This window comes from Rothia sp. 11273D007AR (assembly GCF_053547255.1).
Map to the genome: position 1 here is coordinate 1 of NZ_JBPPWJ010000013.1, position 14,640 is coordinate 14,640.

Annotated in this window: 14 protein-coding genes; 10 read left to right on the forward strand and 4 right to left on the reverse strand. The window is 59.2% G+C overall.

The genetic code is table 11. The annotated features are described in order from the left end of the window. Positions 1 to 177 precede the first annotated feature (177 nt). Positions 178 to 1,503: a DNA (cytosine-5-)-methyltransferase gene (dcm, locus tag ACED88_RS08175; RefSeq protein ID WP_431464501.1), complete on the reverse strand. Its 1,326-nt coding sequence runs from the start codon at positions 1,501 to 1,503 to the stop codon at positions 178 to 180. A 138-nt stretch (positions 1,504 to 1,641) separates the two neighbouring features. Here dcm and ACED88_RS08180 point away from each other — a divergent pair, with 138 nt between their 5' ends. Next, the gene (locus tag ACED88_RS08180) at positions 1,642 to 3,144 is read left to right on the forward strand and encodes a MutH/Sau3AI family endonuclease (RefSeq protein ID WP_449109306.1); all 1,503 of its coding nucleotides are present in this window, start codon (positions 1,642 to 1,644) and stop codon (positions 3,142 to 3,144) included. A gap of 238 nt (positions 3,145 to 3,382) precedes the next feature. Then, positions 3,383 to 4,336: a prephenate dehydratase gene (gene pheA, locus ACED88_RS08185; RefSeq protein ID WP_449109348.1), complete on the forward strand. Its 954-nt coding sequence runs from the start codon at positions 3,383 to 3,385 to the stop codon at positions 4,334 to 4,336. Between the two features lie 277 nt (positions 4,337 to 4,613). Here pheA and ACED88_RS08190 read toward each other — a convergent pair whose 3' ends face one another. Next, a complete protein-coding gene (locus ACED88_RS08190; protein WP_449109307.1) occupies positions 4,614 to 5,774 on the reverse strand; it encodes a diacylglycerol/lipid kinase family protein in 1,161 nt (386 codons plus the stop codon). Positions 5,775 to 5,862: 88 nt separating this feature from the next. Here ACED88_RS08190 and serS point away from each other — a divergent pair, with 88 nt between their 5' ends. The 8 genes from serS (at position 5,863) to ACED88_RS08230 (ending at position 13,229) form a co-directional block, all read left to right on the forward strand. After that, the gene (gene serS, locus ACED88_RS08195; RefSeq protein WP_449109308.1) at positions 5,863 to 7,167 is read left to right on the forward strand and encodes a serine--tRNA ligase; all 1,305 of its coding nucleotides are present in this window, start codon (positions 5,863 to 5,865) and stop codon (positions 7,165 to 7,167) included. A gap of 105 nt (positions 7,168 to 7,272) precedes the next feature. After that, on the forward strand, positions 7,273 to 8,232 hold the full coding sequence (locus ACED88_RS08200; RefSeq protein ID WP_449109309.1) for a metal ABC transporter substrate-binding protein: 960 nt from the start codon (positions 7,273 to 7,275) through the stop codon (positions 8,230 to 8,232). 20 nt (positions 8,233 to 8,252) lie between these two features. After that, on the forward strand, positions 8,253 to 9,005 hold the full coding sequence (locus ACED88_RS08205; RefSeq protein ID WP_449109310.1) for a metal ABC transporter ATP-binding protein: 753 nt from the start codon (positions 8,253 to 8,255) through the stop codon (positions 9,003 to 9,005). After that, positions 9,005 to 9,850: a metal ABC transporter permease gene (locus ACED88_RS08210; protein WP_449109311.1), complete on the forward strand. Its 846-nt coding sequence runs from the start codon at positions 9,005 to 9,007 to the stop codon at positions 9,848 to 9,850. Before ACED88_RS08205 ends, ACED88_RS08210 begins: the two co-directional genes overlap by 1 nt. 138 nt (positions 9,851 to 9,988) lie before the next feature. Next, positions 9,989 to 10,705 (forward strand): hypothetical protein, encoded by a 717-nt coding sequence (locus ACED88_RS08215; protein WP_449107911.1) that lies wholly within the window; start codon positions 9,989 to 9,991, stop codon positions 10,703 to 10,705. Between the two features lie 231 nt (positions 10,706 to 10,936). Further along, positions 10,937 to 11,797 carry an HAD family hydrolase gene (locus ACED88_RS08220; protein WP_449109312.1) on the forward strand — a complete coding sequence of 287 codons (861 nt, stop codon included), beginning with the start codon at positions 10,937 to 10,939 and terminating at the stop codon, positions 11,795 to 11,797. 118 nt (positions 11,798 to 11,915) lie between these two features. Next, positions 11,916 to 12,281 carry a thiol-disulfide oxidoreductase DCC family protein gene (locus tag ACED88_RS08225; protein ID WP_449109313.1) on the forward strand — a complete coding sequence of 122 codons (366 nt, stop codon included), beginning with the start codon at positions 11,916 to 11,918 and terminating at the stop codon, positions 12,279 to 12,281. Positions 12,282 to 12,308: 27 nt separating this feature from the next. Continuing rightward, a complete protein-coding gene (locus ACED88_RS08230; protein WP_449109314.1) occupies positions 12,309 to 13,229 on the forward strand; it encodes an AEC family transporter in 921 nt (306 codons plus the stop codon). 19 nt (positions 13,230 to 13,248) lie between these two features. On the opposite strand, the gene ACED88_RS08235 is transcribed toward ACED88_RS08230, so the two are convergent. Both ACED88_RS08235 and ACED88_RS08240 read right to left on the reverse strand, forming a co-directional pair. After that, the gene (locus ACED88_RS08235) at positions 13,249 to 13,875 is read right to left on the reverse strand and encodes a recombinase RecJ (RefSeq protein WP_449109315.1); all 627 of its coding nucleotides are present in this window, start codon (positions 13,873 to 13,875) and stop codon (positions 13,249 to 13,251) included. A 36-nt stretch (positions 13,876 to 13,911) separates the two neighbouring features. After that, the gene (locus tag ACED88_RS08240) at positions 13,912 to 14,640 is read right to left on the reverse strand and encodes a hypothetical protein (RefSeq protein ID WP_449109316.1); all 729 of its coding nucleotides are present in this window, start codon (positions 14,638 to 14,640) and stop codon (positions 13,912 to 13,914) included.

Sequence of the window (14,640 nt, forward strand, 5' to 3'; positions counted from 1 at the left end):
TTTTATTTTTGCCGCTGGTGGGGCCGTTGTCTAGTTGGTGGGGGGTGGGGGTGTTGACCCCCTTATGAATAACCCTCTTTGTCCTCTTGCTCTATCTAGCGGCCCTTCAAAATATCACGAGCAAAGCGCCCCTCATATGGTGGTCTGAGGAGCGCTTGTAGCAATTTAGAGTGTTGGCTAGAAAAGGGTGTCGGAAGAACCATCTGCCGTATTGGTGAGAGGCACATTCTCGCGCTCTAGCCCGTAGTGGCGGCGATTGATAGCTTTCCCAAGTGCGTTGGGAATGCCCACTACCAATGCGTTACCCATGCAGAAAGCACGATGCCCGTCAGTTAAGCCTGCATCGGTCCAGCCCTTCGGAAAACCCTGAATCTGGTCTAGTTCATCGGGAATAAGACGGCGTAGACGGCCTGATTCTGTCTTTACAACATGTTTAAATCGTGAGGCACCAGCTCCGCCCTCGCCGGTCAAAATGGTACGTGCCGGGCGGTCAAGGGGGTCGGGGAAAGACATGCTACCTTCTGAGTAGGTATATTTGAACCCACTGGCTTTATTGATACGTTCTTCTTTTTTGCCACCTTTTAGGTATTCCCAGGCCTGGATTTTGCTAGGTTCGATAAAGAACTGGTCTGGTACTTCGGTCTCGTCGACCACGATATCCCCGAGGGTAAGACACTTGCCTGTGTACAGAGCTTCTGGCTTCGCGGTATAGATCTTACCGTGCTGCATTACGCCGGCATCTTGGAACCGTGAAGTTTTTGCACCTAGACCAAAGCTTTGAGTTACTTCAAAGGGGTCAATACTAATGCTGAAGTTATCTTCGCGAGCTAGGCTCTGAGTAATGGGGAAGGCTTCGGCAAAAACTCCTTCGGTACGCAGGGTAGCTTCCAAGTCCCATGTCATATCGGTAAGTTCTGCATAAATGTACACGCGTTTACGTTTCTGAGGGTGGCCGTAGTCAGCCGCGTTAATGACTCGCCATTCAACGGAATACCCCAGCGAGTAGAAGCAGGAAAGAATAATCGCGAAGTCACGTCCCCGTTGCTTTGACGGTGATTTGAGCAGGCGATCTACATTTTCAAGGACGACGTAACGAGGCTTTTTCATGTCTAGCGCACGGTAGATATCCCACCAGAGCACTCCCTTTTTGCCTTCAATGCCGTGTGACTGAGACAAGGGTTTTGAGACAGAGTAGTCCTGGCAGGGGAAGCCGCCAACGAGCATATCTGCTTCTGGAATGGTGATTTCACCATTTTCAGCCATATCGAGGGCCTTGTTGATGTCTTCGTTGAGGAAGTTTTCTTCTCCAAAACGTGCAACGTAGCAGCGAGCAGCAAACTGTTTGGTGGGTGTTCCTGGGGGTTCCCACTGGTTGGCCCAGACTGTCTCAAAGTTACCAGCTGAAGGTAGGCTGAAGCCGTCTTTGTTATAGCCTTCGAAGCCTAGGCGGAAGCCGCCGACGCCCGCGAAGAGCTCGATGATGCGAATCGGCTGGTCTGCCACGGTTGAACCTCCCGCTTGGAACTGTAAGTCTTAAGAGTATAGATCAGAATAGGTGTTCTGATCAATTCTATGTGATAAGCGTCTATAATTTAGGTGCTTTCTGCTTTCTGCTTTCGTCGAGCGAAAAGAGTTTAGAGAATGACCAATGAGTTCACTAGGGAGTCTTTGGAATCCCTCCTAGATGTAGCTATGGGCAGGACGCTGGGGGAAGTTGACAGCAAGCGTCTTATTGATCGGTATGTGGAAACCCGTCCTGACCGTGTGGTCAAGGGGGTTCCTGGCGATATCATCGAACAATCTGTCCTGGGTCTCCCCAAAGATTCTCTCCAGAAAGCTGACCTCTTAGTTGACGGGACTCCAACGGAGCTGAAGGTAACTGGGGTCTACAAACGTGGGGAAGGGGCGAATGCGGAGTACCATGCCAAGGAACGTCTTACGATAACTAATGTGAGTTACTCTGGGGTTGTTCAAGAGAGTTTCTTAGACTCCCACCTATGGGAGAAAATTCAGAATATCTTACTGGTGTACTACCAGTATGGTGATACCCGTGCGCTCTCGACTGAAGACTACAGAAAATTCCGGTACTTGCTCTACTCAAATCTTCACTTCAGTGATGAAGAAAGAGAGATTATCAAGTCAGATTGGGAACAGGTCCATGGTTTTTTCGCCTCTGAGCGTGGCCAGTATGTTATTAGACAGCTTCAGGACTCTCAAACTGATGACGAAGAACGTCGATCCCTGAGGGCAGAGCTATCCGTTGCCCTTGGTGGGCTGATGTATTTAGAGGTTGCTCCTAAATTTCCTCGTGCCCGGTTGGCTATAAAAAACTCGTACTTCAAAGTAAAGACAAAGGAAATATTTAGCGCGAAAGCATCGCAGCAGAAATTGGCAGGGGTTTCTGGTTATTCAGATCTGCTCCAACAGATTTCTAAGTCTGTAGCACCTTACGTTGGTATGAAGCTAGGGGATATCGCTAAAGAAGCGGAAGAAGTTAAATCTTCTACCCTTGCTGACCGAATCAGCAAAGGGGCAACTAACTACATACTTGGATACATGCTGACTGGAGATTACGTTAAAGCTACTTCTATCGAAGAGCTTGCTAAAGCTGGCTTCATCGTTAAGGCAATACCCATCAAGGACACCGGTCATAAGAAGGAGGATTCTAAACTTACCCCGGTCGTATTCTCAGAATTTGAGGACGATACAGCTTTCGAAGATTCAACACTTTTTGATTACCTTTTTAGTCACAGGTTCTTATGCGGGGTCTTTGAACGTCATCAGGGGAGGGACAGAAGCCTAGATATCTTCAGGGGCGTTAAGGTTATTGAATTTTCAGACGGCATGTTTGAAGAATCTGCTCGGAAGGTTTGGGAGACAATGCGTTGCATGTACCTTCAGCAGGAGATGACCACTCACTTGGCTCTGCGAAAAGATGGAACGGTTATCTATAACAAAAACGGTTTCCCAAAGATGGGGAACAACCTACCTAAGTCCAAAGAATATGAAATCTTTATCAAAGGCACGAGCGGAGATTCATCGAAGAAACCGTTAGTCATTAATGGACATGCTTTCTACAATCTGGATTATTGGATAAAGGGTTCCCTCATGGTTGAGTTACTCAATGAATCTGAGTTCCTTTAGGGAGAGTGATTCAAAAAAACTGAGGTGAAACAGGCTTACAGCGAAGCTGCTGGCTCGGGGCTGGCGTGAATCACCTCGTGAGCGAAGCGAACCGGGTGAGAGGGTCGGCAGCGAGCGTAAGCCTGTTTCACCTCTTTCAATCTTCTGGTCCCGCTATATGGGCAGTCCCCGGTGCAAACCTCCACTGACCCTCCGGCAAGAAGCCGGGGTGCCGCGTCCACCCGCTAAACTAGACCCCATGCGCTACACCTACCTCGGCCCGTCCGGAACCTTCACCGAAGCAGCCCTCCTCACCGTGCCCGGTGCCCCCGACGCCGAACGCATACCCGCAACGTCCGTCCCCGCAGCCCTCGATGCCCTGCGCGACGGCACCGCCGATGCCGCCATGGTGCCCATCGAAAACTCTGTTGAAGGTGGTGTGACCGCAACCCTCGACGCCATCGCAGCCCTCGATGGGTCCCTGCGTATCGTCCGCGAAGTGCTGGTACCCATCACCTTCGTGCTGGTTGCCCGCCCCGGCACCACTCTAGAGAACGTCAAAACCATTTCAACGCATACCCACGCCTGGGCGCAGGTGCGCTCCTGGGTGGCTGAGAACAAGCCCAGCGTGAATTACCTACCGGGCTCGTCCACTGCGGGCGCTGCCCTGGGGCTGCTGAATGAGAACCCCGGCTACGAGGCCGCTATCTGCTCGCCCGCTGTGGCCCAGGCTCACCCCGAGCTGCAGGTGCTGGCCCACAACATTGGTGATAACAAGAACGCCGTGACCCGTTTCGTGCTGGTTGCCCGCGATGCCGAAACCCCCGCACCCACTGGCGCAGACAAAACCACCCTGGTCATCCCGCTGCCTCAGGACCGCCCCGGCGCCCTGCTTGACCTGCTCGAACAGTTCTCAACCAGGGGAATCAATCTCTCCCGCATTGAGTCCCGACCCACCGGCGAATTTCTGGGGGCCTACTTCTTCTCCATCGATATTGATGGCCACCTCTACGACGCCCGCGTGCGCGATGCCCTGCGCGGCATCCACCGAGTCTCACCCGGCGTGCTCTACCTGGGGTCCTATCCCCGCGCCGACAAGCGCCTAGCCGCGGTAGACCCCATACACGACGAGGCTTCTTTCACCGCCGCCCGCAACTGGGTCGAAACCCTCTTCCCCGGCGGACGCCCCGAGGAACTTAAGCACAATATCTAAGGCTTTTAAGGTCAATGAAATGTATAGAAATCCAGCCCGCACTTCACAAGAGTGAAGGTGGGCTGAACGATTGCCTTACATTCTATAAAACCTTTTGCGTTGCCACCGGGAGCTTTCCGGCTTAGGGGATGACGCAGGCTCACAGCGAAGCTGCTGGCTCGGGGCTGGCGTGAATTGATCCGAGCGCCCCAGCGCGAGGATCAAGAGGGTCAGCAGCGAGCGTGAGCCTGCGTCACCCCCCCCTATGAGCTGAGTTTCCAGACTCTGCCGAGAGCCTTTAGAGCCTCAGTAGCCGCTGCCACCAGAGGCGCTGCTGCTCTACCAGCTCATCACGGGCATTCACAAAATCACTGAGCGAACGAATCTGCATGTCATCAGGGTAAACTTGCACCTTCATCGCGGCGGGGAGCACCTGGGCATGAAAATCGCTCACCTCACCCAGAACGTCCCCGTCCACCTCAACGGGCAAGCTGGTATTGGGGAAGTAGACGCGGACGTCCGTACCCACAAAGTGCTCGACAACCGGGTGGCGCACCCGGGTGGGGCGCAGAATAAACTGAGCCGCCATGCGCACCCAGCTACCCAGGTTGCGCGGGGTCAGCACAATCACCTCAAGCTGCCCATCGGAGAGCTGAGCTGTCTGTGCAAGATTCACCCCACCCTGAATCTTGCCGGTATTGGCAACCAACACAGCCCGAATCTTGCGGCGAACGGGCGCACCGTTATTCACCGTAATCACCGCTGGGCGGCGGCGGGTGAACATGTGCCGGGTGCTAGCCTCAACATAGGCCAACCAGCCGATACGGGCTTTCAAATCCTCTCGGGTGTCGGTCATAATCTGGGCGTCAAAACCTGCCCCGCCCATGACCACAAAATTGACCGGTGGAAGCTCCTTCTCGCCCTGCATCTCCATGCGAATCATGTCGATGGTGCGGCTCTGCCCATGCAAGGCAATATTGATGCAGGCGTGCAGGTCATTGACGTCCATGTCGAGGTTGCGGGCCAGTAGGTTGCCCGTGCCCAAGGGCACAATGCCTAAGGTGGCAGTGGTGCCCGCCAGACCGTCCGCTACAGCGCGTACGGTGCCGTCACCACCGACAGCCAGCACAATCTCAGCCCCGTCCGCCGCAGCCTGCTGGGCCATACCAAAGCCGGGGTCGTTAGCCTCAGTCTCATAGAACCTAGCCCGAGGCCAATCAGCCAGGCCCAGCTCGGCTGTAATCATGCGAATCACCGAATCAGCCCGATCCTTGGTGGGGTTATACACCACCGCAACCTGCTTCGGATCACCCGGCTCTAACATACGGTGCAGGGGCCGGTAGACAGGGAAAAGATCAGGACGTTCCCGCCTGCCCCTCCGCACAGAAAGAGCCACTCCGCCCAGGGCTAGAGCAGAAGCAGCAGTAAGGGATACACCGAGAGTCGAACGCGAAACCATATCACCAGCATACTGAAGAAAACCGTGTGCCACCGCCCGGCGTCCGCACGCCTGACATCGCAGCGGCAACTACGGTAAATTTAGAGGCATGATTGACATTAACCTCCTGCGTGAAAACCCCGACGCCTTCCGCGCCTCCCAGCGCGCTCGCGGCGCTGACGAAACCGTCATCGACCAGATTCTCGAAGCGGACGCCACCCGCCGCACCTCCATCAACGACTTCGAGAAGCTACGCGCCGAACAGAACGTCTTCTCCAAGAAGATCGGCAAGGCCGCCAAGGAAGAAAAGCAGGCTCTGCTCGCTGAGGTTAAGGAACTCTCCCAGAAGGTCTCAGAAGCCAAGGCTGCCGCCGACGCCGCTGCCGCCCGCCAGGAAGAACTGGTCGCCGGCGTAGGCAACCTGATTATTGACGGCATTCCTGCCGGTGGCGAGGACGACTACGTGGTCGTCAAGCACGTCGGTGAACCCCGCAACTTCGAAGCAGACGGCTTTGAACCCCGCGACCACCTTGAAATCGGTGAGCTGGTTGACGGCATCGACATGGTGCGCGGCGCTAAGGTCTCAGGCTCCCGCTTCTACTTCCTCAAGGGCCATGTAGCCCGCCTGGAACAGGCCCTCATGTGGATGGCCCTCGACCAGGCCACCGCCAACGGCTTCACCATGCTCACCACCCCCACCCTGGTGCGCCCCGAAACCATGAACGGCACCGGCTTCAACGTCGAACACGACGACGAAATCTACCGCCTCGAGCGCGACGACCTCTACCTGGTGGGCACCTCCGAGGTCGCTATCGCTGGCTACCACGCCGACGAAATCATCGACTTCGAGAAGGGCCCGAAGAAGTACCTGGGCTGGTCCTCCTGCTACCGCCGCGAAGCCGGCTCCGCAGGTAAGGACACCCGCGGCATCATCCGCGTGCACCAGTTCAACAAGGCCGAAATGTTCGTCTACTGCCCCGTCGAGCAGGCAGAAGACATGCACGCCAAGATGCTGGCCTGGGAAGAAGAAATGCTGGCCAAGTGCGAGCTCTCCTACCGCGTCATCGATACCGCTGCGGGCGACCTGGGCTCGTCCGCCGCCCGCAAGTTCGACTGTGAAGCCTGGGTACCCACCCAGGGCGCCTTCCGCGAACTGACCTCAACCTCCAACTGCACCACCTACCAGGCCCGCCGTCTGAACGTGCGTGAGCGCATGCCCGACACCGTCACCGCAGACGGCAAGACCAAGAAGGGCGGCACCCGCACCGTTGCCACCCTGAACGGTACCCTGGCGACCACTCGCTGGCTGGTTGCAATCCTTGAAACCCACCAGCAGGCAGACGGCTCCGTGCGTATCCCCGAGGCCCTGCGCCCCTACATGGGCGGCCTTGAGGTTATCCCCGTAGCGGCCTAACCCCGTAAGGTACCATCTACTTCGGAAAAGACCACCTCGTTTGTGGGTATAACCGACGTAGATGGTACCTTCTGCTTTTAAGCGTGACCGAGGAAGGGAGCTCCCATGCCCAACCGTACCCGCGCCCTACTGGCCAGCATGCTGGTGCTGGTGGCAGGCGTCCTTTCCGCCTGCGCCCCGGGTGCTACCGAGCAGGACGCCGCCGGGCAGGACGCCGCCGGGCAGGCGTCCGTGCAAACCGCAACCCAGGGAAAGCCCCGGGTGCTTGTCACCTTCACCGTGCTCGCAGACATGGCTAGCGCCATCGGCGGCGAGCACGTTGAGGTTGAATCTCTCACCAAAGCCGGGGCTGAAATCCACGGCTACGAGCCCACCCCATCGGATGTGCGCAAGGCAGCGGACGCCGACCTGATTCTCGCCAACGGCCTCAACCTCGAAGCCTGGCTTGAGCAATTTTTGCAGGACGCCGACGCCCCGGCTGTCACCGTCACCGAAGGAATTACACCCCTCGGCATCGCCGAAGGGGAGGGGGAGGGCTACCCCAACCCCCACGCCTGGATGAGCCCGGTCGCCGCCAAAACCTACGCCGATAACATCGCGGCGGCCCTGGCCGACCTCGACCCGGCCCACGCCGACAGCTACCGGGCCAATGCCGAAGCCTACAAGCAGGAACTCAGCCAGGTACACCAAGAACTCATCTCCGCCATCAGTAATCTCCCCCAACACCAGCGGCTTCTGGTGACCTGCGAGGGCGCCTTCTCCTACCTGGCCGCCGACGCCGGTCTCGATGAAGCCTACCTTTGGGCAGTGAACTCCGACGGCGAAACCGGTGCCCGCCGCATGATGGAACTCTCCGACCGGGTAGCGGGCAGCGCCGTGCCCGCTGTCTTCTGCGAATCCACCGTGCCCACCCGCACCATGGAACAAATCGCCACCGACACCGGCGCAACCTACGCCGGAGCCCTCTACGTCGATTCCCTGTCTGACGCCGACGGCCCCGTGCCCACCTATCTCGATTTAATCCGCTACGATACCCGCCTCATGGCTGAGGCCCTCAGCCAATAACCGCCCTAAACTGAGGTTCTATGACTGCACCACCGCTGCTCCAGCTCACCGATGTAACTGTCACCTACGGGGCACCCGGCTCCGGGGCCGTACGCGCCCTGAACCGGGCGTCCCTGCACGTTGCCCCCGGGAACATCTGCGGGCTGGTCGGCATGAACGGCTCTGGCAAGTCCACCCTCTTCAAGGCCATTATGGGCGTGGTGCCAGCATCGGGCAGCGTCCGGATTGACGGGCTCGCCCCGCGCGAGGCTCGTAGACAGGGCCTGGTCAGCTACGTACCCCAGAGCGAGGACATCGACTTCACCTTCCCGGTCTCGGTGCGCGACGTGGTCAGCCAGGGGCGCTACAGCCGACTGGGCATCACCCGCCGCCTGGGTGCCACCGACCGGGCCGCCGTCGATACCGCCCTGGAGCGGGTCGGGCTCACCGACCTGGCCCACCGGCAAATTGGCAACCTTTCTGGCGGCCAGCGCAAACGCGCCTTCGTTGCCCGTGGCCTAGCCCAGGGAGCCCGCCTGCTCCTGCTCGACGAACCCTTCGCCGGCGTCGATAAAAAGAGCGAAGCCATGCTCGTGAGCCTCTTCAAAGAGCTGCGCGCCGACGGCGCTGGCATACTCATCTCAACCCACGACCTGGCCAACCTGGCAGACCTGGCCGACACTGCCGTCCTGCTCCGCAACGAAGTGCTACTCACCGGCGACCCCGCCACCGTGCTGGCCCCCGAAAACATCGTGCGAGCCTTCGGAATGAACCCGCTGACAGGGGAGAACTAATGTATGAACTCTTCATCGAACCGCTCACCTACGGCTTCATGCAGCGCGGCCTGCTGGTGACCGTGCTGGCGGCCCTGGTATGCGCCCTGCTCTCCTGCTGGCTGGTGCTCATGGGCTGGTCTCTCATGGGCGACGGCATCTCCCATGCCGTGCTTCCCGGCGTGGCCCTGGCCTACATTCTGGGTGCCCCCTTCGCCCTGGGCGCCCTGATTGCCGCCCTGGTGGCCGTCGCCCTCATCGGGTCGGTTGCCGCCCGCGGGCGCGTGCGCGAGGACGCCGCCATCGGCATCGTCTTCACCGTCATGTTTGCCCTGGGGCTGGTGCTCCTTTCGGCCTTCCCCTCCCAGGTTGATTTGCACTCGGTCATCTTCGGCAACGTGCTGGGCGTATCGTGGGCGGACGTCTGGCAGATAGGCCTGCTGGCCGTACTAGTTGTTGCTGTGCTGCTTATTAAGCGCCGTGACCTGGTGCTCTACGCCTTCGACCCCGGCTACACTCACGCCATCGGGCTCAGCCCCAAACTGCTTTCAGGGCTACTGCTGGTTGCCCTGGCACTGACCTCTGTGCTGGCTCTTCAGATTGTGGGCGTTGTGCTGGTTGTAGCCCTGCTGGTGATACCGGGGGCAACCGCCCGCCTGCTCACCGACCGCTTCACCACCATGCTGCTCATCTCGGCAGGGGTCTCCCTGACCGCTGCCCTTGCCGGCTTCTTCATGGGCTACCTGCTCGACGTCTCAGCCGGCGGCACCGTGGTGCTGGCCCTCGGCGTCCTCTTCGGCCTGGCCTACCTCTTCGCCCCGCACCACGGCCTGCTGGCGGTTGCGCGAGCACGGAGGGCGTCATAACACGGACATAAATAAAAGGGCTACCGCTTATGACTAAGCAGTAGCCCTCAATGCATACGGGTTTTAAACCGTTTTATGCCTACCATTATCCCATAGAGCTCAAATCAACAGCAAGACCTGCCGGAGGCAAAGACGCCAATGAAGGAATCAACTGAAAATATTATCGCTGCACAAATAGGTTCGGCCAGACTCTCTACCTACCTCACTCAGGCGCAGGGAGACCGTAGCAGAGCACTAGCCCTTTATCTATGGAATCTTGAATCATCCGCTGCCGTTTTATCAACAACCGCGATGGTGGAAGTGCACCTAAGAAACACGGTTGATTTGGCCCTAAAGTCATGGAACGCGGCACAGGATTACACTGCTGAACCTGGCCGAGAGGGGCCTTACAGCCAAGAGTGGATTGAAGACCCAGCTCCACGCATTAGAAACATCGTGGCCCCTGCTCGACGAGTCTCGCTCAAAGATAAAAGTCGGTCCTCGATGAAAGACATTAATAATAAAAACACTAAGCCGTACCCCACTCACGATGACTATGTAGCGGGGCTGACCTTTGGAACCTGGACTAGCCTACTTCCGCACCCCGATGCAGGAAGTAACAATATTCGAGTAGCTATCTGGGAGACGGAACTTTCAAAATATTTTTCTAAGCACCGCAACGTTGTGTATTACTGGGCTCAGCATCTGCGATATGCGCGAAATCGAGCTTCGCACCTTGAGCCTCTACTCGATGTCAGGGAACTTCAGCACTATCACCGGTGCGCAGTACGTCTGCTCAATGCGCTTAATCCAGTCGCGGCGTCCTGGCTAGCGGGGCAAGCATTTATTCCACGGGCTCTTAGCAAGAGGCCTTAGTCTAGGGACAATTCAAAGCTATCGAGCCTGTTCGTGGGTGCAACATGTTGCACTAATCCCCAAATGTGGCGGCGGCACTGCCACATTTGGCGGGCAGCGCCACATCTGCACAAGGCGCATTGAGCAGGTGCCCGGCGGGCGGCGTCCTAACCGCTAGGCTTCACGCGGCGCTCACCTTGCCTTAACCCGGCTTTTGTATAGTCTGGTCTACACGAGAGAAAAGAGACACCGATGATTTCAGAGATCAAAGACATGCAGACCCTGCCGCTGCGCCGCTCCACCTGGCAGAAAGAAGAAGGTGCCAAGTACCTGGTTGCTATCGACGTTGATGGCACCTTGGTCAACCACGACGGGGCCATGAGCGAGGCTGTCAAAAAAGCAGCCCAGGATGTTGTGGACGCGGGCCACCACGTGGTCATTTCCACCGGACGCTCCCTGGGCGCCACCCTGCCCATCGTTGAGATGATTGGGCTGACGCGCGGCTACGCGGTGAGCTCCAACGGCGCGGTTACCCTCAGCATCGACCCCTCCCTAGAAGCTGGCTACCGCATCATCGACAAGGTCAGCTTCGACCCCTCCAACGCCATCACCCTGCTCAAGGCCAAGCTGCCGCACGCGTCCTTGGCCCTGGAAGCACCCGACGGAACGGTCTATGCCACCGATAACTTTGAGGACTGGTCCTTCGGCGTCAACACTGTGAAGACCACCCGCACCGAGATGGCCGCGATGAAGTCGGCTGTGCGCGTGGTGGTCTGCTCACCCACAGACACCCCTGATGATTTCAAGCGTGCTATCTACGATTCGGGCCTGCATGGGGTGAACTACGCGGTGGGCTGGAGCGCCTGGCTCGATGTGGCTGCGCACGGGGTGTCGAAGGCGACCGCCCTGGAACAAATCCGCCGCAAGCTACGCGTAGACCCCCGCCACACCATCGCCATCGGTGACGGCCTGAACGACAAGGAAATGATCCACTGGGCAGCCCGCGGCGTTGCCATGGGCCAGGCCCTGCCCGAGGTGGCGGAGCTGGCTACGGATGTCACCGGTTCGGTCTACGAGGACGGTACGGTGCCGATCCTGCGGGACCTGCTCTAAAATTCAGCAGATTCGAATGCGACTGATATTCCCGAAAGTACGTTAAAACAACGCCCGCTCGGGAACAAGAGTCACATTCGTACTTGGTTTACTGTCCCAGCACACCGAAAGGCCCACCGTGAGCAACTCCCTGCCCGCCACCGGCGTCCTACTCTATGACCCCGACTGCGGCATCTGCCAAAAAGCCGCCCGAGTACTCACCCACCTGGGCCTAGACGCCCGGGTGCAGGCCGGGCACTACGACCGCCTACAAGGGTACGGCGTCGACCTCGAACGCTTCATGCGCCAAATCCCCTTCATCACCCCCACCGGGCAGGTGGCCTACGGGGCGCTCGCCATCGCCCTAGCCCTTTCCACCAGCCGGTACGCGCCCGCGCGGGTGGCGGCGTCCGCCCTGAAGAACCCCCTGCTGCGCCCCCTGGCTGAGCGAGTCTACCTGCAAATCTCCACCAACCGCTCCACCGCCTGCCAGCTCAAGCCCTAACGGCTCGACGGCAGAAAGAAGCCCAGCATGCTCGCAGTCCTCGAAGGCTTTACCATCATCGCGGTAGTGGTGGGCGTAGGCTACCTGGTCGCCCGCCTCGACATTCTACCGCCCAACTCTGGGCTCTCCCTCAACCGTTTTGCCTTCTTCGTAGCCCTGCCCCCGCTCATGTTCGTGACCATGGCCGGGGCTGACCTGCACGTTATCTTCTCCGGCCGCCTTCCCGTGGCTATCTTGAGCTTCGCTACGGTCGCCCTGCTGTTTGCCGTCATCGCCAGGTTCCTGCTCAAAAAGGACGCCGGCACCGTCACCGTGGGTGCCGCCGCCAGCGGCTATATCAACGCCAACAATATGGGTCTGCCCGTAGCAACCTACATCGTGGGCGACGCCGCCCAGGTAGCCCCTATCCTGCTCTTCCAGCTCCTGATCGCCGCCCCCATCGTGCTTTCAATCCTGGATGCTATCTCCCACGGCTCGGTTTCCATGAAAGCCGTTGCCACCCAGCCCATCAAAAACCCGCTGATTATCGGTTCAGCCCTGGGCCTGCTGGTCAACGTGTTCAACCTGCAGGTTCCCGACGTGGTAATGGAGCCCTTCCGCATCTTGGGCGGCGCGGGCGTACCGCTGATCCTGGCAGCTTTCGGCATGTCACTTCGGGGCTCCAAGGTGCTTGATACCCCCGGCCAGCGCCTTGAAACCGTGCTTGCCGCCAGCTTTAAGAACCTTCTAATGCCGCTGGTTGCCTACCTGCTGGCCCGCTACATCTTCCACCTCAGCGAGAGCGATATCTTCGCGGCCACCATTCTTGCTGCCCTGCCCAGCGCCCAGAACATGTATAACTACGCGGTGCGGTACAACGTAGCCACCACGCTCTCCCGTGATATCGTGCTGCTCAGCACCCTGGGCGCCATGCCCGTGATTCTGGTGATTTCACTCCTCTTGCACTGACAGTTTGCCGGTACCCGGCCTATTGCTCCTGCCCCTCTAAGCCCTCAAGCAGCTCGGCGATGAGCTCGCGAGAAGCCAGCTCCTCATGCCAGTAGGACCGCACCAGGGTCTTGCTCACCGCCTGGGAGGTAATTCCCAGAGCCTGGGCTACCGCCTTTTGCTGCCCGCGCACACCGGGCACGAGCAGGTCAAGCACCCGCCACTCGGCTTCGGTACGGGCGGACGCCACCCGGTAGAGCAGGCGCAATAGGCCGGTTACCTGGTCGGCCCGGACGCCCTGCCCTTCAGCGTGTACACAGATACCGCGCGGTGGCGCACCGGTCCGGGCCTGCTCCACCGCCGACCGGGACAGGCTCAAGGCAGAGCCCGAACACTCCGGGGTAGAAACCGCACCCAGGGCCGCCGCGAAGCGCGGCCGCACCAGCTCACCGGCGCCGATACCCACCCAAAACCGGGCAAACCGTGCCCCGAGCAGGGCGGCGGCCAGGGCGTCCTGGGCATTATCAAACGCCCCCTGCACCTCATCGGGGTAGGTGCGGGTAAAAGCAACGGCGGGGGCCAGCTGCTCGAGACGGTTCTCCAGGTCGGCGAGGTGCTCCTGCACCGAACCCTGGGATGAGCGGGCAATGAAGGTCAGTACAAACATGCTTCTCAGTATGCCCTAGAGTCACCGGGCAGAAAACTAGCCCTCACTCCAGAGCAGGGTTTCGGCGTCCACCCCGGCAAGGAAGAGCTGCTCCTGTAGCGGCTGGGCGCACTCAATCGGCAGCCGGACGCTACTGCAGGTCAGGTCATAGCCCAGATAGGCGGTGGCAGAGTCGAAGCCGGATAAATCGCGCCCCAACTCCCGGCACAGGTGCACCACCTGTTTGAGGTCGGGAGCCGACCCAAAGACCCAGAAATAATCGGGGCTCGTGAGCTGGAAGAGCCCCAGGGGTGCGCCCGCACCGGACTGATCCCGCACCCGCACCCAGCCCCCTGCCGGGTCTAAGTCGCCGGGGCCGTCCTGCGGGGCTAGAGGGTCAAGCGTCCAGGCCCGGGTGCGCTCTAGCCAGTCGGGTAGCTGGGGCATATAGAGGGTGTCTCCCTCCCCGCCCCAGGGCGTAGCGTCAAAACTGCGGGCATACATGGCAGACCAGAACTCGCTACTGCTACACGAAACCCCCACGCTGTTGAGCTGGGCCGGGTCGCTCGGCGCCGCAAACTGGCCGTGCTCGGCATCCTCGGGGCTTGACGCAGCCAAATCAGCTAGGTAGGCCTGATCCCAGTAGGTGGGCCTGGTGGCGTACCCCTGCTCGCGAAGACGCTCGTCGATACGCTGCAAGTAGCGGGGCTCGCCCAGGGCCACGGTCTGCCCATCAAAGTGAAAGAGATAGGGGGAGCGCTTACGGTGGGTGGGGGAGAGGGGCAT